This is a genomic window from Kribbella sp. C-35 (assembly GCF_046549195.1).
Classification (GTDB): Bacteria; Actinomycetota; Actinomycetes; order Propionibacteriales; family Kribbellaceae; genus Kribbella.
In genome coordinates this window covers 211,848-230,763 of record NZ_JAJPWG010000001.1, presented here as the reverse complement: position 1 = coordinate 230,763, position 18,916 = coordinate 211,848, and the positions used below count along the sequence as shown (strand labels likewise).

Below are 18,916 nucleotides of genomic sequence, written 5' to 3'. Positions count from 1 at the left end.
CTTCAAGCGGCAAGTGCGGTGAGTTCTGGAAACGAGGCGAGCGCGTCGGCCTCGCGTTCGAGCGCGTCGCTGAGCTGCAGTTGCAGCTCGACGAAGCGCTCCGGTGCCGGGAAGGCGGTCAGTGCGCGGGTCAGGTCGAAGACCTCGCGAGCCATCACGTCCCGGATCCCCTCGTACGACGGCAGGTCGTCCTGGTCGACCGCGGTCGCCAGCAGTTCGGCGTCCCGGAAAGCGTCGGTGATGCCGTGCCCGGTGATCGGGTCCCGGTGGTAACCGGCGTCTCCGACCAGCGCCCACCCTGGACCGTGGGATCGACGGCGGTAGTTCGGCAGGTTCGCCGTACCGCGGAGTCGTTCGGTGATGCGGCCCGCGCGCACTCGTTCGCCGAGGTCGGGAACGAGCAGGTCGAGTTGTTCGACGAAGGCCTTCGACCGGTGGGAGCCGGCCGTACGGATCGGTTCGAGCAGCGGGGTGGGCCGGATCAGCCAGACGCAGGCGGCGTCATTGGTCGGGAAGACACCGGCGAACGTGTCCTTCCCGATGTGGAACGCGTAGGTATCCGGTGCGAGACCGGATACATAGGTGTAGAAGACGGCGCACGGCGAGGTGAACTGCTCGAGCTTCTCGGCGCCGACGAGGTCAGCCATCCGTGACCCGCGGCCGTCCGCGCCGATCACGAGGCGGGCGGGCAGTTCGACCCGGCCGCCGTTCGCATCATGGCCGGCGACGCCGCCGACCCGGCCGTCGTCCGAGCGCAGCAGCCCGGTCACGGTCACCCCGGTCCGGAGTTCCGCGCCCGACTCCACGGCGGCGTCCGCGAGGAGTTCGTCCAGCACGTACCGGCGTGGTGCGACCAGACTGTCCACGCCGGCCCGCTGCTTGATCCGCCGTACCTTCGAGTCCCCCTCGATGTCGAAGAGCACCTGCGTGATCGCGGGTGCGCCGGTCGCGAGGACGCGATCGAGCAGGCCCCAGCGGGACAGCTGGACCACGCCGCCGCGCAGCAGCCCGTGGGTCGACACCGTGTCGCTCGGCAACCGCGCCTTGTCGACGATCACCACGTCGCGGCCGGTCCCGGCCAGCAACCTCGCGGTCGCAGCCCCGGCGCACCGGGCCCCGACCACCACCACGTCGTACATCGTCCGCCCCCATCCTCAAGTGATGGGGTCGACTCTCCGCCGCCCGGCGCCCCGAAACTTGGAGAGCCCGTGGAGACCACAATCTCCACGAGTTCTCCACATTCGCCCGGCTAAGGCCCTACTCGTTCCGGTGCCGCTCGGCGAGCTCCTTGAGGTAGAGGGCGCTGGCCTTGGGGGTGCGGGCCTGGGTTTCGTAGTCGACGCGGATGATGCCGAAGCGTTTGACGTAGCCGTAGGCCCATTCGAAGTTGTCCATCAGGGACCAGGCCAGGTAGCCGCGGATGTCGGCGCCTTGCGCGATGGCGTCGGCGACCGCGGCCAGGTGGGAGGTGAAGTACGCCGTACGGTCGGTGTCGTCGACGAAGCCCTCCGAGTCGGGGACGTCCTCGAAGGCGGACCCGTTTTCGGTGATGACCATCGGGAGGCCGGGGTAGTCGCGGGCGATGCTGAGCAGGAGGTCGGTGAATCCTTCGGGGACGATCTCCCAGTCCATCGCGGTGCGCGGCTTGCCCAGCGGTACGTCGCGACTCACCGGGAGACCCTGAGCGTCGACAGTACTGCCGTCCTCGGCGTACCCGGTGAACTTCTGGCTGAAGTAGTAGTTCACCCCGAGCACGTCGATCGGCGCCGAGATGATCTCGAGATCGCCATCCTGGATTGGCAGCTCGACGCCTTCACGGGCGAGGTCGGCGACCACGTCGGCAGGGTAGTGCCCGTGCACCAGCGGGTCGAGGTAGATCCGCCGGCCCATCCCGTCCGCGCGCCGTGCCGCGTCGACGTCCGGCTCCGCATCCGACGCGGGGTACGCCGTCGCGACGTTCAGCGTGATGCCGATGTCGAGCTTGCGCGGCGCCGCCTCCCGCATCTGGGAAGTCGCGAGCCCGTGCCCGAGCAGCAGATGATGTACGGCGGCCAACGCTGCCGGGTACTCGCGCCGCCCCGGAGCATGCGCGCCGTACGCGTAACCGAGCATCGCCGAGCACCACGGCTCGTTCAGCGTCGTCCAGGTGTCGACCCGGTCCTTCAACGCGTCGAACACCAGCATCGAGTACTCCGCGAACCGGTACGCCGTGTCGCGCACCGGCCAGCCGCCCGCGTCCTCGAGCTCCTGCGGCAGGTCCCAGTGGTACAGCGTCACCCACGGGTCGATGTCCTGGGCAAGCAGCTCGTCGACCAGCCGGTCGTAGAACCCGATCCCGGCCGGGTTCACCGGGCCCTTGCCGCGCGGCTGCACCCGCGGCCAGGCCACCGAGAACCGGTACGTGTCCAGACCGAGGTCCTTGATCAGGGCAACGTCTTCCGGCATCCGGTGGTAGTGGTCGCAGGCGATGTCACCCACGTCGCCGTTGTCGATCGCGCCCGGCACCCGGCAGTACGTGTCCCAGATCGACGGCGTCCGGCCGTCCTCCGCGATCGCGCCCTCGATCTGGTAGGCCGACGTCGCGACTCCCCAGCGGAATCCGGACGGCAGCCCTGCGACCAGTTCGGCCGCCCCCGAGACAGATGTTGTGCTCATAGTTGCCTTTCTAGGCAGTGCGGCCCGGAAGCCAGCACGCGACGGAACGGTTGGGGTCGTTGCGTGCGGACGGGATTCCCAGCACGGGGATCTCGGTCGAGCAACGGTCGAATGCTTGTGGGCAGCGCGGGTGGAAGGAACATCCCGATGGCATGCCGCGGAGGTCGGGCGGCGAACCTGGTATCCCGGAGAGCTCGCGCCGTTCTCCTCGCAAGGCAGGGAAGGACTTGAGGAGGCCTTCGCTGTAGGGGTGCAGGCTGTCGGTGTAGAGGTCCTTCGAGCGGGCCTCTTCGACGATGCGGCCGCCGTACATGATCGCGATCCGGTCCGAGAACTCGACCAGCAGCGACAGGTCGTGCGTGATGAACAGCACCGAGAACCCGAGCCGCTCGCGGAGCTCGACTAGTTGCGCGAGGATCTGCCGCTGCATCACCACGTCCAGCGCGGTCGTCGGCTCGTCCATGATCACGACCTGCGGCTCGAGGACGAGCGCCATCCCGATCATCACCCGCTGCCGCATGCCGCCGGACAGCTGATGCGGGTAGGCGTCCATCCGGTCCGCGGAAATCCCGACGAGTTTCAGCATTTCCTGAGCGCGGGCGATCCGTGCCTGCGGCGACAGTTGCGGCTCGTGCGCCTTGATCACGTCGAGCATCTGGGTGGAGACCTTGTGGACCGGGTTCAGCGAGTTCATCGCGCCCTGGAACACGATCGACGTCTCGGCCCACCGGAACTTCCGCAGCTCCGCGTCGGTCAGCGCCATCACGTCGTACGCATCGCCGCTCGGCGGGTGGTAGACCACCGACCCGCCGCTGATCACGCCGGGCGGCGGCAGCAGCCGCGTCACGCCGTACGCCAGCGTCGACTTCCCGCTGCCGCTCTCGCCGGCCAGTCCCAGTACCTCGCCGCGGTGCAACGTCAGCGTGACGTCGCGCACCGCCTGCACCGCTTCGTCCCCGAGCCCGTAGTCGACGTGAAAGTTCTTGATCTCCAGCACCGGCGCCTTCACGCGACCTCCTCCTGCTCACGGCGTACGACGGGCGTCACGGGCTCGCGCGCAGACGACAACACCGGGGTGAAACCGACGCGCATCCGCACGGAGTGGCCGTCCTTGGTCTTCAGCCGGGTGTGACCGCTGCTGCGCAACCGTGGGCTGACGAACTCGTCGATGCCGAAGTTGATCAGCGACAGCGCCGTACCGAGGACCGCGATCGCCAGACCGGCCGGGACGAACCACCACCACGCGCCCTGCGCGAGCGCCTGCTGGCTCTGCGCCCAGAACAGGATCGTGCCCCAGTTCCACTCGGAGATCGTCGAGATCCCGATGAAGGCCAGCGTGATCTCGGACATCACCGCGAAGATCACCGTGCCGACGAAACCGGACGCGATGATCGCGGTCAGGTTCGGCATGATCTCGAACGTGATGATCCGCCAGGTGCTCTCACCGGTCGCCCGGGCGGCCTCGACGTAGTCCCGGCGGCGCAAGGACAACGTTTGCGCGCGCAGCACCCGCGCACCCCACGCCCAGGACGTCAAACCGATGACCAGGGCAACCATCAGGTCGCCGGCCGACGGGATCGTCGACGCGACGATGATGATGAGTGGCAGCGCCGGAATCACCAGGAAAACGTTGGACAACGCGGACAGGCTGTCGTCCGCGGCGCCGCCGAGGAAGCCCGCGCTGACGCCGATCAGGATCGACAACGTGGTCGCGACCAGGCCGGCCAGCAGGCCGACGAACATCACGCCGCGGGTGCCGACGAGCACCTGGCTGAAGATGTCCTGGCCGAGGTGCGTCGTACCGAACCAGTGCTTGCCGGACGGCGCCTGGATCAGGTCGCTGCTCCGGGCCGACGGGTCGAACGGCGCGATCCACGGGCCGATGATCGCGATCAGGCAGAAGAACGCGAGCACGACCAGACCGGTCGCGGCCTTCGGGTTCGCGACGAACCGCAGCCGGCGGCGCTTGGCCGGGGCGGCCGCGACTTCGGGCCCTTCGGGCGTGACCGCGGTGATGGTGGACGTCGGTGCGGACATCGTCAGCCCTCCTTCCGGGTACGCGGGTCGAGGAGCAGGTACGCGACGTCGGCGAGCAGGTTGGCCACCAGGACCGACAGCGTGATCACCAGGAACACGCCCTGCATCAGCGGATAGTCCTTCGCGCCGACGGCCTGGAACAGGTTGTAGCCGATGCCCGGGTAGGAGAAGACGATCTCCACCAGCAGCGTGCCGCCGACGATGAAGCCGAGCGACAGCGCGAAACCGGAGACGTTCGGCAGCAGCGCGTTCCGGGCCGCGTAGCTGACCATCACCCGGCGCTCGGGCAGACCCTTGGCGTGCGCGACGGTGATGTAGTCCTCGGAGGCCACCGTCACCATCATGTTCCGCATGGTGAGGATCCAGCCGCTCACCGAGGAGATCAGGATCGTGATCGCCGGCAACAGGCTGTGCTGTACGGCGCTGCCGATGAACTCGGCGTTCCACGACGGAACCAGCCCCGGTTCGTACCCGCCGGACGACGGGAAGAAGCTGTCCGGTCCGGCGAGCAGCGTGATCGCCAGCAGACCGAGCCAGAAGTACGGGATCGACGACAGGAACGTTGTCACCGGCAACAGCCCGTCCATGATCGAGCCGCGCCGCCAGCCGGCCAGCACGCCGAGCGACGTACCGATCATGAAGCTGGCGAACGTGGTGATGCCGACCAGTGCGATGGTCCACGGCAGGCTCTGCCGGAGGATCTCCGCGACCGGGGTCGGGAAGAACGTGAACGACAGCCCGAGGTCGCCGCGGAACACCTGGCCCCAGTAGTCGACGTACTGGCTCCAGAGCGACGCGTTCTTGTCCAGGCCGAACAGCACGTACAGCGAGTTGATCGCGTCGGTGCTCATCTGGCCCTGGAACTTGTTGATCAGCGACGTCACCGGGTCGCCCGGGATCATTCGCGGGATGAAGAAGTTGATGGTCAGCGCGGCCCACGCGGTGAACACGTAGAACGCCAGCCGCTGCAGGAGAAACTTCACTTAGCCGCCCCCTCTTCGTAGAGCCAGCAAGCGGCCCAATGGCCCGCGACCGGCAGCTCGAAGCGGGGCGGAAGGTCGGTCGAGCACTTCGGCATCGCGTGCACGCAGCGCGGATTGAACCGGCAGCCGGTCGGCGGCGCGATCAGGCTCGGCGGTTCGCCGCCGGCCTGGTCCTCGGGCTTGCTCAGCTCACCGAGCCGATCCGGATCCGGCGCGCTCTCGATCAGCAGGCGCGTGTACGGGTGCGCGGGGTTCTGCGTGACGGTCTCGGAGTCGCCGCCCTCGACCATGCGGCCGGCGTACATCACCAGCGTCTCGTCGGCGAAGTACCGGGCCGAGGCGATGTCGTGGGTGATGTAGAGGATGGCGAGGTTGAGCCGTTCCTTCAGGTCCCGCAGCAGGTTCAGGACGCCGAGGCGGATCGACACGTCGAGCATCGAGACCGGCTCGTCGGCGAGCAGTGCCTCCGGATCCGCGCCGAGCGCACGGGCGATGGAGACGCGCTGCCGCTGACCGCCGGACAGTTCGTGCGGAAACTTGTCGAGATAGCGTTCCGGGGGAGTGAGCTGCACCTGTTCCAGCAACGCGCGCAGGTTCTCCTCGAGATCGCCCGCGCGACCGTGAATACGCAGCGAGCGGGTCAAGTGGTACCGCACGGTGTGCGTCGGGTTCAGCGAGGCGAACGGGTCCTGGAAGATCATCTGCACCTGGCGGCAGTACGCGCGGAACTTCCGGCCGCCGCGTACCGTCACCGACTCGCCGTGCAGCCGGATGTCACCCGACGTCCGCGCGTACAACTGGGCGAGCAGCCGGGCCACGGTCGACTTGCCCGAACCGGACTCGCCGACCAGCGCGGTCACCCGGCCCCGGCGCAGCGTGAGTTTCACGTCGTCCACCGCGTGCACGGCCTTGTGCTCGCGGGTGAACAGGTCGCGGACGCCCCGTCGTACCGGGAAATGCTTGGTGAGGCCCTCGGCCTCCAGAACAACCTCGGTCTCGGTGACCGTCATCAGTCTCTCCTCAAGGCGACGGCGCCAGACCGAAGCGGTCTGGCGCCGTCCACCGCTGCTACTGGCTGCCGGCCGGCTTCAGGTTCAGGATGATCTGCAGAGCGTTCTGCTGGGTCGGCTGCGCCGGCCCGTACTGGTTCTGCTCGTCGGGCCAGCCGACCCAGTTCTTGGTGCTGTAGAGACCGCCGACGTTGGACGCCGAGGTGGGGATGATCGGCATCTGCTCGACCATGATCTTCTGCAGCGTGTTCAGCGCGGCGGTGCGGGCCGCGTCGTCCGCGGCGTTCGCGTACTGGTCGAGCGCCTTGGTCGCCTCCGGGCTGTTGAACCGCCCGTAGTTGCCGCTCACGCCGCCCTTGCCGACCGGCTTCAGGATCTTGCCGTCCATGATGTTCTGGTAGATGTCGTACGGCGTCGCGCCGCCGTTCGTCCAGTGCATCGCGGCGTCGAAGTTGCCCTCGTCGATGTTCTTGAACCAGGCGTCCTGGTTGGCCTTGTCGACGGTCGCCTTGATCCCGATCGTGGACAGGTTGTCCTTGATGATCTCCAGGTCGGTGATGTAGTCGGACCAGCCGGCCGGGTCGGTCAGCGTGATCGTCACCGGCTTGCCGGTCGGGTCCTTGAGCGCGTCGCCCTCGAGCTTGAACCCGGCGTCGGTGAGCTCCTTCTTGGCCGCGTCCACGTCGACCTTGTGCTTCAGGTCCTTGTACTCCGGGGCGATGAAGGACTCACCGGCCGGCGTCGGGATGCCGGTCATCGACTCGACCTTCGGGTAGAAGTACCCGGCCTCGCCCTGCTGGAAGATGTCGTCGCGGTTGATCACCAGGTTCATCGCCCGCCGCAACGCCGGGTTGTCGAAGGGCTTGCGGGTGGTGTTGATCCACAGACCGTGGATGCCGAGGTTCGCCGGGAACCACAGCTTGTGGTTCTTCGGGTCCTTGTCCTGGTAGACGGCCTTCACGTTCGGGACGAAGACGAAGCTCCACTCCGACGCGCCGTTGGCCAGCGCGGTGGTCTGCGCGTTGTTGTCGTTGTACGACGTGTACCGCAGCTCCTTGACCTTCGGGAGGTCCTGCCAGTACGAGTCGCGCAACGTCAGCGTCGTGGTCTGCGGGGTGAACGACTTCACCGTGTAGGGACCGGTGCCGATCGGGCTCTTCAGGGTGTCCTGGCTCGGGTCCTTGATCGTCGACCACTGGTGCTTCGGGATCACGAACACGGTCAGGATCTTGTTCTGGTTGGTGAACTGCGACCGGGTGAAGGTCAGGTCGACCTTGTTGCCGGACGCGGTGATGGTGCCGTACGGGATCGCGTCCTGGTTGAGGCCCTCGTTGTCCTTGCGGATCTGGAACGAGTACGCCACGTCGTCGGCGGTCATCGGCTGGCCGTCGGAGAACTTCACGCCCTCGCGGACGGTCAGCGAGAGCTTGGTGTAGTTGGCGTCCCACTTCCACTCGGTCGCCAGCCACGGCTTGCCCGGCTCGGTCGGCTTGATCCCGTTGATCATCACCAGCGGCTCGAAGATCATCCAGCGGTAGCCCAGCGAGGCGCCCGAGGAGGAGCCGAGGAACGGGTTGTGGTTCTCGGTCTGCGGACCGTTCGGCATGCCGATGTTCAGAACGGTCGCGGCGGTGCCCGAGCCGTTGTTCCCGGAGCTGCCTGACTTACCGTCCCCGCTGCTACAAGCAGCCAGAGCGGCTGCCGCGAGCAAGCCCGTGAGGGCCAGCGCGACTGTACGTCGTGCTCGCATCGGTTCCTCCTGTGTATCTGTTGGCGGATGCTCACGCCTGAGCCGCGTGAGCAGGTGCATCGTGGCGTGAGAACGCTCTCATGGGAAGAGCGGACGCCTTAACGGATCGATATCGAGGGGTACGCCGGCGGCGGGACAGGGGCAGCTGCCTCGCCGCCGGAGCTCTACTGGGACCGGGTCTTCGGGGCGGTTGAGCTGCGGACGATCAGGGTCGTCGGCAGCACCTGCGGGGTCTCCGGCAGCGGTGTGCCGCCGAAGTACCCCATCAGCATCCGGGCCGCGGCCTGACCCATCTGGCGCATCGGCTGATGCACCGTGGTCAGCGGCGGTTCGGTGTGCTCGGCGTACGGGATGTCGTCGAACCCGACCACCGACACGTCGTTCGGCACGTTCCGCCCGGTCTCCCGGACGGCCTGGATGGCACCGCCGGCGGAGAGGTCGTTATGGGCGAAGACCGCGTCGAACTCGAGTCGCTCGTCGAGCGCGTGCTGGACGCCGCGGCGTCCGCTCTCGTGGGTGAAGTCGCCCTCGAACACGAGTCTCGGGTCAAGCTCGATACCGGCCTCCGCGTAGGTGTCGCGGAAACCGTCCAGGCGTTCGTGGGTACAGCCGAAGCGTTCGACGCCGGTGATCACCAGTGGCCGGCGACGACCGAGCTCCAGCAGGTGCCGGGCGGCGGACTGGCCGCCGGCGTAGTTCGTGGTGGCGACGGACGGGAACTGCGGGCGCTTGTCGCGGTCGTCGATCAGGACCACCGGCAGACCACGCGCGTGGAGTTGCTCGATGTAGGTGAGCGTGCCCTCGGGCTCGATCACCAGCAGGCCGTCGAACGACTGCGCCGAGACCTGGGACGCGAACTGATGCATGGATTCCTCACCCCGGTTGAAGGTGAACAGCAGCAGTCCGTAGCCCTCGCTCTCGACCACGTCGACCGCGCCCTGCAGCACCTCGCCCATCCAGGGCCAGGTGAGCGACGGGACCAGCATCCCGACGATCCGGGTGCGGCCGCGGGCCAGGCCGACCGCACGGGCGCTCGGCACGTAGCCGAGCTCGGCGATCACCTGCCGGACCCGCTCGGCGGTGCGCAGGTCCAGCTCGCCCTTGCCGTTGAGGACGCGTGACACGGTCGTCTTGCTGACACCGGCACGGGCCGCGACATCGGCGATCGTGATGGACATGCTGACTCTCCCCTCGGGCGGTCGGGGTGCTGCATCGTCTTCTGGGCCGGAACCGGTTTCGGAAGCGGTTCCGTAGATCAAAGCCGAGACCGCAACGGGCCGTCAATCACGGAGTGGTAACGAATCGCGGCTTAGTTCACGAGTTGGAAGAAGGGACCTCTTCCGCCGCCGGGGGCGGCATGATGAACTCGGGGCGAGCGGCCCGCGCGGGGCCGGGCAGGGTGAGGTAGAGGGATGGAAGTACGCCGGACCACGGTGCGTGACATGCGCCGGTCCAACCGCTCGGTGATCCTCACCGGCATCTATCGCGAGGGCCCGCTGAGTCGCCAGGAGCTGACCGTCCGGACCTCGCTCAGCGCGGCGAGCGTCAGCAACCTGGTCGCCGAACTCATCGCCGAAGGCGTGGTCGAGGAGGCCGGCTCGGTCGAGTCCGAGGGCGGCCGGCCGCGCGTGCTGTTGCGGGTCGCACCAACATTCCGGTACGTCGTCGGCGCCGAGGTCGGGGAGACCCGGGTCCGGGTCGAGCTGTTCGACCTGGCCATGAATGTGCTGGCGCGGGCCGACCATCCGATCGCCACGCCGACGCCCGAAGAGGTCGTGAAGCACGTACTGGAAGGGCTTTCGACCGTGATCGCTGCCTCCGGCATCCAGCCCGAGCAGGTGCTCGGGCTCGGTGTCGCGGTCGCCGGTGTGGTCGAGGACAACGCGATCGTCGATGCGCAGACGCTCGGCTGGGAGGCTGTGCCGCTCGCCGGGCTGCTTGCCGAGGGCACCGATATTCCGGTGCACGTGGACAACGGCGCGAACATGCTCGGTCAGGCGGAGATGTGGTTCGGCGCGGGCCGCGGCGCAACCGACGCCGTCGTCGCGCTGGTCGGCTCCGGTGCCGGATCGGCCCTGGTCGCCGGCGGATCCAGCTACCGCGGCGCCCGCAGCAGCGCGGGCGAGTGGGGCCACATGACGATCATGTACGGCGGCCGCCGATGCCGCTGCGGCGCCTTGGGCTGCCTCGAGGCGTACGTCGGTGCGGAAGGCGTCCTGGACCGGTACCGGCTCGCCGGCGGGACTGTCGACGGCGACGAGGAGACCGCCTTCGTCGAGTTGCTGGAGTCGACGACAGAGCCGGCTACGACGATCGTCAACGAAACGATCGGCTACCTGGCCGCGGGGTTTGCGAACCTGGTCAACCTGGTCAACCCCGAGCGCATCGTGCTCGGTGGCTGGGCGGGACTGTTGCTGGGGGAGAAGCACCTCGACGAGCTACGTGCTGAGGTGGGCAAGCACGCGCTTCGGCGTCCCTATGCGCAGGTGTCCATCGTGTTGTGCGAGTTGGGCCGCGACGCCGTAGCACTCGGCGCCGCGACCCTTCCCGTCGTACGACTACTTCGCGATGGCGGCACCGTACCCGCGCGCTAGTTACCTCTGGTGAAGCCGTCGATGAGGGTGTCGACCCCGAGCTGGAAGCGGCGATTGGCCGACTGCTTCGAACCGCCGAGGCGCTGAGCGTTCTCGGCGGCCGCGAGCCCCTCGACGAGGGTGAAGAACACCAGGGCGATGTCGGTCGGGTCGCCGTCGAAGTCTCCCGCGTCGACGGCGTTCCGGACGTGCTGGACGAAGATCTTGCGTACCTTGGCCCCTGCCTTGCCTTCGTTCTGCGTGGGGTCGAAGTCCGCGAACGGCCGGGAGAACATCACGTCGGCGAGCATCGGGTGCTCCAGGAGGAACAGGCGGAAGGCCTCGGCCAGGTGCCGGAGCGCCTCGAGTGCGTCCGCCGTCGGAGGAAGCGCCGCGAGCTCCTCGCCGAGCAAGCGGAAACCCTCGAAGAAGATCTCGCGGACGATCCCCGCCTTGTCGCCGAAAACCTCGTAGATCGCCGGAAGCGAGGCGCGGGCGCGGTGGGCGACGGTCCGGGTCGTCAGGCCCGCGACGCCTTCCTCCGCGAGCACAGCCATCGCGCTCGCCAGCCCCCGCTCGTGGAGCGCTTCCGTGCGTTGCTTGACCCGTGGCACAGCCCGACCGTAACACGTGGAGCAGCGTTACGGAACGCTGTTACAGAACGGTGGTATAAAGGTCCCGAGGAGAGGACATGGACATGCCCGACACTGCTCTTGGCGTCCGGAAGACCGTTGACTTGCCGCGCGGACGGGTCGCGTACGTCGACCGCGGGTCCGGCCCGCCGGTCGTGTTCGTCCACGGTCTGCTGGTCAACGCCGATCTCTGGCGCAAGGTAGTTCCGGACGTCGCCGGTGCGGGCTTTCGCTGTCTGGCTGCGGACTGGCCGCTCGGCGCGCATCGGCTGCCGATGCCGGACGGCACGGATCTGACGCCCTCCGGCGTCGCCGAGTTGATCGCCGAGTTCATCGAGGCGCTGGATCTAGCTGATGTCACCGTCGTTGCCAACGACACCGGCGGGGCGCTCACGCAGATTCTGATGGCCGGCCATCCGGAGCGGATCGGACGCGTCGTCCTGACCCCGTGTGACGCCTTCGAGGACTTCTTCCCGGCGCCGTTCGACCAGATGCCCAAGCTGGCTCGTCTGCCAGGTGCGATCTGGCTGGCGAGCCGCCTTCTGCAACTGCCGTTCGTACGGCGGCAGCCGAACACCTACGGCTGGTTGGCCAAACGCGGCATTCCCGCGGAGATCCTCGACTCCTACCTGCGGCCGATCCGCGACAACGCGGAGATTCGCAGGGACGCCCGGCGGTTCATCTCGGGCGTCGACAACAGCTACACCTTGGCTGCTTCGACAGCGCTCGCCGACTTCGGCAAACCTGTCCTCCTGGTCCGGGCCGCGGACGATCGGATCTTCCAGCCCGTGCTCTTCGATCGACTTGCGGCAATCCTGCCCAACGCGGAGCTGGTCTCGGTTGCCGACTCCTGGACGTTCATCCCGGAGGACCAGCCGTCCGAACTGGCCCAACTGATCGTGGACTTCGCCTCATGATGACGGCTTTCAGGTCCGCGCTCGTGGTGGCCTGGCTGGCCATCGTGGCGGTGACGGTGCACGCCATCGCAACGGTCGGCTTGTCCGCCGGCAGCGTGTTCGTCACGGACTTCTCGCACCCTTGGCGTGCTCAGATCAACGGTGACTTCAGTCTGCATCTGCTGTTGATCATGGGGTGGATCGTCTATCGGGAAGGACGGACGTTGCGCGGCCTGCTGCTCGCGGTTCCCGTCGTACTCGGGAGCCTCTACACGCTGCCGTACATCTTCGTTGCCACGTTCAGGTCTGCTCCGCGACATAACGCGGTCGCGGAGCAGACCAGTCGGTAGGTCACACGGTCCACTTCTGGTTGGCGCCGCCGGTGCAGGTCCAGATCTGGGTCGGGGTTGCGTTGGCGGAGTTGTTGCCGGTGACATCGAGGCACTTGTTGGCCGGGGGATTCACCAGATCGTGCCCGCTGGTGTAGGTCCACTGTTGGGCCGCGTTGCCGTTGCAGGTGGCGATCTGGACTCTGGTGCCGTCGGCGGTGGCGGCGTTCGCCACGTCGAGGCACTTGCCCAGGGCGCGGATCGTGCCGTCGCCCGGACGCGTCCACTTCTGCGCGTTGGTGCCGTTGCAGTCGTACAGCTGCACCGTCGTACCGTCAGCGGCGTTCGCTCCGGCCACGTCGAGGCACTTGCCCGCCAGACCGGTGATCTGCGAGCCGCTTCCGCCGGAGCTGCCGAGCGTGGAGACGCGGACGTAGTCGACGGTCATGGTCTGCGGGAACTGCGTCGTACCGTCGGGGTAGCCCGGCCAGTAGCCGCCGACCGCGAGGTTCAGGATCATGAAGAACGGGTGGTTGAAGACCCAGGTGTTGCCGTTCAGGTCGGCCGGCGTACGGCGCTGGTACTGAACGCCGTCGACGTACCAGGTGATCGAGTCCGGGGCCCAGTCCACCGTGAACGTGTGGAAGTCGTCGGCGAACGACCAGCCGTTCGGATGGTTGTACGCGGCACCGATTCCGCCGGCGCCGGAGTACCCCGGCCCGTGGATAGTGCCGTGCACGGTCGCCGGCTCCTTGCCGATGTTCTCCATGATGTCGATCTCGCCGTCGTTCGGCCAGTTGCCGCCGCCGAGCATCCAGAACGCGGGCCAGATCCCTTGCCCGCGGGGGATCTTGATGCGGGCCTCGAACCGGCCGTACGTCTGGGTGAAGGTCTGCGCGGTCAGCAACCGCGCCGACGTGTACTGGCACGGGCCGTAGTGGCACTGGAAGCCGCCGTTCTCCTGCCGGGCGGTGATGACCAGGTTGCCGTTGCCGTCCAGCGCGGAGTTGCGGGTGCTGTTGGTGTAGTACTCCATCTCGTTGTTGCCCCAGCCGCTGCCGCCGATGTCGTACCGCCACTTGGCGGGGTCGGGGGCCTGGCCGGCCGGGCCGTCGAAGTTGTCCTCCCAGACCGTGGCGGTCGCGGCCGCATCGGCCTGCTGGTGTGCGGTGGCCGCGGGCTGGAGGAGGGCGGTGCCGATCAGTGCGGCACCGATCCCGACGAGCGCGAACAAGCGGGGACGCTTCATGAGTACCTCATTTCGGGGGCGTCTGAATGAGGACAGTGATTGGGCGGCAGCGTGCCGTGAGAACGCTCTCAGGTCAAGCCCGGGACTAAATAAAAGATCTGAAAAAAGTCTCGGTTCCGGCGTTGACACTGCTGTGCGCGAATGGTTACCTCTTGCTGACCAACTGTTGCGGCGCGGGCAGACGCCGACAACTCGAAACCGCCCCAGGCTCCTTTAAAACAAGGGAGAACCGCCCCATGCCCGCGAAACGGCTCTTGCCGGCCGCGGTCGCTGCGCTCTGCGTGGCCGCCGCCGGATTCGGCTTCGGAACCGCCCCACCCGCCGTCGGCTCGATGGCCGCCGGTGAACAGGTCAACATCTGGCTGACCACCACCAACGACGCGGCCGGCCAGAACGTGACCCGCGGTCTGCAGCAGCAGACGCCGGTGAACTTCGGCCCGGCCGGTGGCTCCGCGAACCAGACCATCACGGTCAACGAGAACACGACGTACCAGTCCTTCGAGGGCGGCGGTGCGTCGTTCGCCGACAGTTCGGCGTGGCTGCTGAACAGCAGCAACGTGATCTCGGCCGCGACCCGCGACCAGGTGATGAAGGATCTGTTCGACCCGGTCAACGGGATCGGCCTCGCCTTCGTCCGGAACCCGATGGGCGCGTCCGACCTGGCCCGGTTCAACTACTCGTACGACGACACCTGCTGCGACCTGAACGACTTCAGCATCCAGCACGACCTCGCGGACGTCGTACCGCTCACCAAGCAGGCCCGGCAGCTCAACCCGGCTTTGAAGGTCATGGGTTCGCCGTGGAGCGCGCCGGCCTGGATGAAGGACAACAACGACTTCGTCCACCGCGGCTGGCTGAAGTGGGAGTACGCGCCGACGTACGCACAGTACTTCGTCAAGTACCTGCAGCAGAACGAGGCCCAGGGCAACCACATCGACTACATCTCGGTGCAGAACGAGCCGACGTGCTGCGGCTCGGACTCGACCGGGTACGCGTCGATGAACTGGAACGGGTCCGGCCTGCTCGAGTTCACCAAGAACAACCTGATGCCCGCGCTGCAGGCCGCCGGGCTGACCACGAAGGTGCTGATCCTCGACTACAACTGGGGTAACTACAACGACCTCGGTTCGGTCCCGATCGCGGACGCCGCGCTGCGCAACCACCCGAACTTCGGCGGTATCGCCTGGCACGGGTACGGCGGCGACGTGAACCTGCAGACCCAGGTGCACAACCAGTACCCGGGCGTGAACGCGTACATGACCGAGCACTCCGGCGGGACCTGGATCGCGAACCAGCAGGTCGAGGACATGAACAACCTGATCGACTACACCCGCAACTGGGACAAGTCGTGGGTCAAGTGGGGCATCGCTCTGGACGAGAACCACCTGCCGTACGTCGGCGCCGGCTGCAACGTCTGCACCGGTCTCGTCACCGTGCACCGCAACGACAGCCAGCGCGGTCAGGTCACGAAGACCGTCGAGTACTACACGATGGGCCACCTGACCAAGTTCGTGAAGCCGGGCGCGCTGCGGATCGACTCGACCGCGAACAGCTCGGTGAAGAACGTGGCCTGGAAGAACCCGGACGGTTCCAAGGCCCTGATCGCCTTCAACACCACGGGGAGCTCGCAGTCCGTGCGGGTGAACTGGGGCTCGCAGTCCTTCGTCTACACCCTGCCGACCAAGACGTCGGCGACCTTCACCTGGTCCGGCTCACAGAGCGGCGACGGCGGCGGCGGTGGCGGACAGATCACGGGGTTGGCCGGCAAGTGCATGGACGTCGCCGGCGCCAACGCCGCGGACGGTACGGCGGTCCAGTTGTACGACTGCAACGGTACGACGGCCCAGCAGTGGTCGCGTCCTGGTGACGGGACGGTCCGCGCACTCGGCAAGTGCCTCGACGTCAACGCCGGCTCCGTCGCCAACGGCGCGAAGGTGCAGATCTATTCGTGCAACGGCAGTGCCGCCCAGCAATGGACCTACACGAGTGGGAGAGACCTGGTGAATCCACAGGCGAACAAGTGTCTCGATGTCACCGGCAACAACTCCGCCAACGCGACTCCGCTGCAGACCTGGACCTGCACGGGCGCGGCGAACCAGAAGTGGACCATCTCATGAAGCGGGTGACGGCGGCCGCCGCCGCTCTGGTGCTCGGCGGTGGTCTGTTGATGACGGCCAGCCCTGCGCAGGCGGCGACCGGGACGATCACCGGCCTGGCCGGGAAGTGTGCGGACGTCGCCGGCGCGAACTCCGCGGACGGTACGGCGGTCCAGTTGTACGACTGCAACGGGACGGGCGCGCAGCAGTGGACCCGATCGAGTGACGGGACGTTGCGGGCCCTCGGCAAGTGCCTGGATGTGTCGGGTGGCTCTGTGGCCAACGGTGCGAAGGTGCAGTTGTGGACGTGCAACGGGTCTGCTGCCCAGCAGTGGACGTACACGGCTGGGCGGGACTTGGTGAACCCGCAGGCGAACAAGTGCCTCGATGTCACCGGAAACAATTCCGCGAACAGTACGCCGTTGCAGTTGTGGACCTGCACCGGTGCGGCGAACCAGAAGTGGAACGTGCCTGCCGCGGATGACGGGCCTCCTCCGGCGGGCGGTGCGCCGATGGCCGCAGCGCCGTACCTCTATCAGGGCTGGGGTGAGCCGCCGAACCCGGCGACCGTGATGAACGCGGCCGGGGTGAAGTGGTTCACGATGGCGTTCATCCTGTCGAACGGGTACTGCAACCCGCAGTGGGACGGGAACCGGCCGTTGACCGGTGGCGTCGACCAGCAGGCGATCAACACGATCCGGTCCAACGGCGGCGACGTCGTGGTCTCGGTCGGCGGCTGGTCCGGCAACAAGCTGGGGCAGAGCTGCGGTACGGCCAGTGAGCTTGCGGCGGCGTACCAGAAGGTGATCAACGCGCTGTCGCTGAAGGCGATCGACGTCGACATCGAGGACCAGGAGTTCTCGCAGCCGGCGGTCCGGCAGAAGGTCGTCGACGCGCTGAAGATCGTCGAGCAGAACAACCCGGGGATCGCGACGTACCTGACGTTCGGCACCACGACGTCCGGTCCGGACGGGAACGGCCAGGACCTGATCCAGCGGGGTGCGAACTCGGGGCTGAACCTGGACGGCTGGGTGATCATGCCGTTCGACTTCGGCGGCGGGTCGACCAACATGGGCACGCTGACCCGGCAGGCGGCCGATGGGCTGAAGAACCGGGTCAAGGCGGCGTACGGGCTGACCGACGACGCGGCGTACCGGAAGATCGGCATCTCCTCGATGAACGGCATCACCGACGTGGCCGGTGAGCGCGTCAACCTGTCGGACTTCGAGTCGATGCTGTCCTACGCGTCCGAGCACCACCTGGCCCGGTTCACGTTCTGGTCGGTGAACCGCGACCGTCCGTGCACAGGCGGCGGCGCCGACACCTGCTCCGGCGTCTCCCAGAATGCTTGGGACTTCTCACGGGTGATTGGGAGATATCGCGGTTAGCGATCCCCAGGCCATCACAATCGGCCCGCGACGGCGCCCCACCACGGGCGCTCGTCGCGGGCCGACGATTGTGATGGCCTGGGGATCGTTGACCCTCCGGCTACCGGAGGGTGGAAGCTTGTCGCATGACGGCGACGGTGACGGTGGGGGAATTCTCCCGCCTGACGCATCTGAGTGTGAAAACCCTGCACCACTACCACGACATCGGCCTGCTCGCGCCGGTCGCGATCGACGCCTCCTCGGGCTATCGGCGCTACGGGACCGATCAGGTCGACACCGCGCTGCTGATCCGGCGGCTGCGGGAACTGCGGATGCCGCTGCCGGATGTCCGCGCGGTGGTCGAGGCGTCCGACGGTCCGGCCCGGGAAGAGACGTTGCGGGCCCATCTCGAGCGGATGGAGCAGGAACTCGCCCATACGCGGGACGTCGTCACGTCACTGCGTGAACTGCTGACACCCGGTCGGCCGGTACTCGACGTGCAGTACCGGTTCATCCCGGCGTTCCGTGCGTACGGCGTGTCCGGGCACGTCGTACGGGACGAGATCGGGCCGTGGTGCGAGTACGCCTTCGGGAAGCTCGACGCCGTCGCCGGTGACATCCGGGCGACCTCGGGAGCCACGTACAGCGACGAGTTCTTCACCGACGACGCGGGTGAGGTGGTGACCTTCCTCCCGGTGGCGCCCGACCAGCCGCCGGCCGACGGGGTCGAGCTCGTCGACCTGCCCGGCGGGTACTTCGCGATCGCCGTGCACGCCGGCCCGTTGACCGACTTCGATCGCACGTACGGCGCGCTCGGCAGCCATGTCGCGGAGTACTGCGAGGTGGCGCCGGGACCGATCCGTGAGTTGTACCCCATCGGCCCGGGGGACGTCCCCGATCCGGCCGACTACCGAACCGAGGTCTGCTGGCCGATCCAGCGGATCCCCGTGCTGAAAGGCTGAACTGTGTCCACTTCTCTCGAGAGCATCGTCTTCGACTGTGCCGACGCGGCCACCCTCGCCGCCTTCTGGGCCGGCGTCCTGTCCACCGAGGTCGATGCTGACGGCAATGAGTCCTTCGCGACTGTGAACCGCGCCGCGGACGGCCTCACGCTGATGTTCCAGCAGGTCCCGGAGCCGCGCACCAGCAAGAACCGGCTGCACGTCGACCTCGCCACCGCGGACTGGTCCGACGAGGTCGACCGGCTGGTCGGACTGGGCGCCAAGCGGCTCGACGACCACCACGAGTACGGCGTCCACTGGATCACCCTCGCCGACCCCGAAGGCAACGTCTTCGACCTCGCCGAGCACTCCTGACGGGCCATTGCCAGGCAGGGATT

17 protein-coding genes are annotated in these 18,916 nt (G+C 67.5%); 7 read left to right on the top strand and 10 right to left on the bottom strand.

Translation table 11 applies throughout. The features are described 5' to 3' along the window. Positions 1-2: 2 nt before the first annotated feature. The 8 genes from ACLJOO_RS01160 to ACLJOO_RS01125 form a co-directional block, all read right to left on the bottom strand. Positions 3-1,139: an NAD(P)/FAD-dependent oxidoreductase gene (locus tag ACLJOO_RS01160; protein WP_410784870.1), complete on the bottom strand. Its 1,137-nt coding sequence runs from the start codon at positions 1,137-1,139 to the stop codon at positions 3-5. Between the two features lie 118 nt (positions 1,140-1,257). Further along, a complete protein-coding gene (locus tag ACLJOO_RS01155) occupies positions 1,258-2,655 on the bottom strand; it encodes a GH1 family beta-glucosidase (RefSeq protein WP_410784869.1) in 1,398 nt (465 codons plus the stop codon). Positions 2,656-2,665: 10 nt separating this feature from the next. Then, positions 2,666-3,664 carry an ABC transporter ATP-binding protein gene (locus ACLJOO_RS01150; protein WP_410784868.1) on the bottom strand — a complete coding sequence of 333 codons (999 nt, stop codon included), beginning with the start codon at positions 3,662-3,664 and terminating at the stop codon, positions 2,666-2,668. Beyond that, positions 3,661-4,692, bottom strand: coding sequence for an ABC transporter permease (locus ACLJOO_RS01145; RefSeq protein WP_410784867.1), 1,032 nt, complete (start codon positions 4,690-4,692; stop codon positions 3,661-3,663). The genes ACLJOO_RS01150 and ACLJOO_RS01145 overlap by 4 nt, the downstream gene beginning before the upstream one ends. 2 nt (positions 4,693-4,694) lie before the next feature. Continuing rightward, positions 4,695-5,675 (bottom strand): ABC transporter permease, encoded by a 981-nt coding sequence (locus tag ACLJOO_RS01140; protein WP_410784866.1) that lies wholly within the window; start codon positions 5,673-5,675, stop codon positions 4,695-4,697. After that, a complete protein-coding gene (locus ACLJOO_RS01135) occupies positions 5,672-6,685 on the bottom strand; it encodes an ABC transporter ATP-binding protein (protein WP_410784865.1) in 1,014 nt (337 codons plus the stop codon). The genes ACLJOO_RS01140 and ACLJOO_RS01135 overlap by 4 nt, the downstream gene beginning before the upstream one ends. 58 nt (positions 6,686-6,743) lie before the next feature. Beyond that, complete coding sequence (locus ACLJOO_RS01130) at positions 6,744-8,435, bottom strand: ABC transporter substrate-binding protein (RefSeq protein WP_410784864.1); 1,692 nt, start codon at positions 8,433-8,435, stop codon at positions 6,744-6,746. A gap of 164 nt (positions 8,436-8,599) precedes the next feature. Next, positions 8,600-9,613 (bottom strand): LacI family DNA-binding transcriptional regulator, encoded by a 1,014-nt coding sequence (locus tag ACLJOO_RS01125; protein ID WP_410784863.1) that lies wholly within the window; start codon positions 9,611-9,613, stop codon positions 8,600-8,602. A gap of 234 nt (positions 9,614-9,847) precedes the next feature. On the opposite strand from ACLJOO_RS01125, the gene ACLJOO_RS01120 reads away from it, so the two are divergent. After that, entirely contained in the window at positions 9,848-11,029 is a 1,182-nt protein-coding gene (locus tag ACLJOO_RS01120; protein WP_410784862.1) for an ROK family transcriptional regulator, read from the top strand. On the opposite strand, the gene ACLJOO_RS01115 is transcribed toward ACLJOO_RS01120, so the two are convergent. Beyond that, the gene (locus ACLJOO_RS01115; protein ID WP_410784861.1) at positions 11,026-11,622 is read right to left on the bottom strand and encodes a TetR/AcrR family transcriptional regulator; all 597 of its coding nucleotides are present in this window, start codon (positions 11,620-11,622) and stop codon (positions 11,026-11,028) included. The two genes, ACLJOO_RS01120 and ACLJOO_RS01115, sit on opposite strands and share 4 nt — an antisense overlap. Before the next feature lie 77 nt (positions 11,623-11,699). Between ACLJOO_RS01115 and ACLJOO_RS01110 the strand changes: the two genes are divergently transcribed. Then, positions 11,700-12,557, top strand: coding sequence for an alpha/beta fold hydrolase (locus tag ACLJOO_RS01110; protein WP_410784860.1), 858 nt, complete (start codon positions 11,700-11,702; stop codon positions 12,555-12,557). After that, positions 12,554-12,886 carry a hypothetical protein gene (locus ACLJOO_RS01105; protein WP_410784859.1) on the top strand — a complete coding sequence of 111 codons (333 nt, stop codon included), beginning with the start codon at positions 12,554-12,556 and terminating at the stop codon, positions 12,884-12,886. The genes ACLJOO_RS01110 and ACLJOO_RS01105 overlap by 4 nt, the downstream gene beginning before the upstream one ends. A gap of 1 nt (position 12,887) precedes the next feature. Here the strand turns inward: ACLJOO_RS01105 and ACLJOO_RS01100 are convergent, their stop codons facing one another. After that, positions 12,888-14,114 carry a family 16 glycosylhydrolase gene (locus ACLJOO_RS01100; RefSeq protein ID WP_410784858.1) on the bottom strand — a complete coding sequence of 409 codons (1,227 nt, stop codon included), beginning with the start codon at positions 14,112-14,114 and terminating at the stop codon, positions 12,888-12,890. Between the two features lie 236 nt (positions 14,115-14,350). Between ACLJOO_RS01100 and ACLJOO_RS01095 the strand changes: the two genes are divergently transcribed. From ACLJOO_RS01095 to ACLJOO_RS01080, 4 genes are all read left to right on the top strand, one after another. Further along, on the top strand, positions 14,351-16,231 hold the full coding sequence (locus ACLJOO_RS01095) for a ricin-type beta-trefoil lectin domain protein (protein WP_410784857.1): 1,881 nt from the start codon (positions 14,351-14,353) through the stop codon (positions 16,229-16,231). Continuing rightward, entirely contained in the window at positions 16,228-17,598 is a 1,371-nt protein-coding gene (locus ACLJOO_RS01090) for a ricin-type beta-trefoil lectin domain protein (protein WP_410784856.1), read from the top strand. The genes ACLJOO_RS01095 and ACLJOO_RS01090 overlap by 4 nt, the downstream gene beginning before the upstream one ends. Before the next feature lie 125 nt (positions 17,599-17,723). Beyond that, entirely contained in the window at positions 17,724-18,539 is an 816-nt protein-coding gene (locus ACLJOO_RS01085) for a MerR family transcriptional regulator (protein WP_410784855.1), read from the top strand. Positions 18,540-18,542: 3 nt separating this feature from the next. Next, on the top strand, positions 18,543-18,893 hold the full coding sequence (locus tag ACLJOO_RS01080; protein ID WP_410784854.1) for a VOC family protein: 351 nt from the start codon (positions 18,543-18,545) through the stop codon (positions 18,891-18,893). Positions 18,894-18,916: the final 23 nt, after the last annotated feature.

Bases quoted from the DNA above. Each gene is read 5' to 3' on its own strand.
- ACLJOO_RS01160 (WP_410784870.1), bottom strand. From the start codon at position 1,139: ATGTACGACGTGGTGGTGGTCGGGGCCCGGTGCGCCGGGGCTGCGACC.
- ACLJOO_RS01155 (WP_410784869.1), bottom strand. From the start codon at position 2,655: ATGAGCACAACATCTGTCTCGGGGGCGGCCGAACTGGTCGCAGGGCTG.
- ACLJOO_RS01145 (WP_410784867.1), bottom strand. From the start codon at position 4,692: ATGTCCGCACCGACGTCCACCATCACCGCGGTCACGCCCGAAGGGCCC.
- ACLJOO_RS01135 (WP_410784865.1), bottom strand. From the start codon at position 6,685: ATGACGGTCACCGAGACCGAGGTTGTTCTGGAGGCCGAGGGCCTCACC.
- ACLJOO_RS01130 (WP_410784864.1), bottom strand. From the start codon at position 8,435: ATGCGAGCACGACGTACAGTCGCGCTGGCCCTCACGGGCTTGCTCGCG.
- ACLJOO_RS01125 (WP_410784863.1), bottom strand. From the start codon at position 9,613: ATGTCCATCACGATCGCCGATGTCGCGGCCCGTGCCGGTGTCAGCAAG.
- ACLJOO_RS01120 (WP_410784862.1), top strand. From the start codon at position 9,848: ATGGAAGTACGCCGGACCACGGTGCGTGACATGCGCCGGTCCAACCGC.
- ACLJOO_RS01110 (WP_410784860.1), top strand. From the start codon at position 11,700: ATGGACATGCCCGACACTGCTCTTGGCGTCCGGAAGACCGTTGACTTG.
- ACLJOO_RS01105 (WP_410784859.1), top strand. From the start codon at position 12,554: ATGATGACGGCTTTCAGGTCCGCGCTCGTGGTGGCCTGGCTGGCCATC.
- ACLJOO_RS01100 (WP_410784858.1), bottom strand. From the start codon at position 14,114: ATGAAGCGTCCCCGCTTGTTCGCGCTCGTCGGGATCGGTGCCGCACTG.
- ACLJOO_RS01095 (WP_410784857.1), top strand. From the start codon at position 14,351: ATGCCCGCGAAACGGCTCTTGCCGGCCGCGGTCGCTGCGCTCTGCGTG.
- ACLJOO_RS01090 (WP_410784856.1), top strand. From the start codon at position 16,228: ATGAAGCGGGTGACGGCGGCCGCCGCCGCTCTGGTGCTCGGCGGTGGT.
- ACLJOO_RS01085 (WP_410784855.1), top strand. From the start codon at position 17,724: ATGACGGCGACGGTGACGGTGGGGGAATTCTCCCGCCTGACGCATCTG.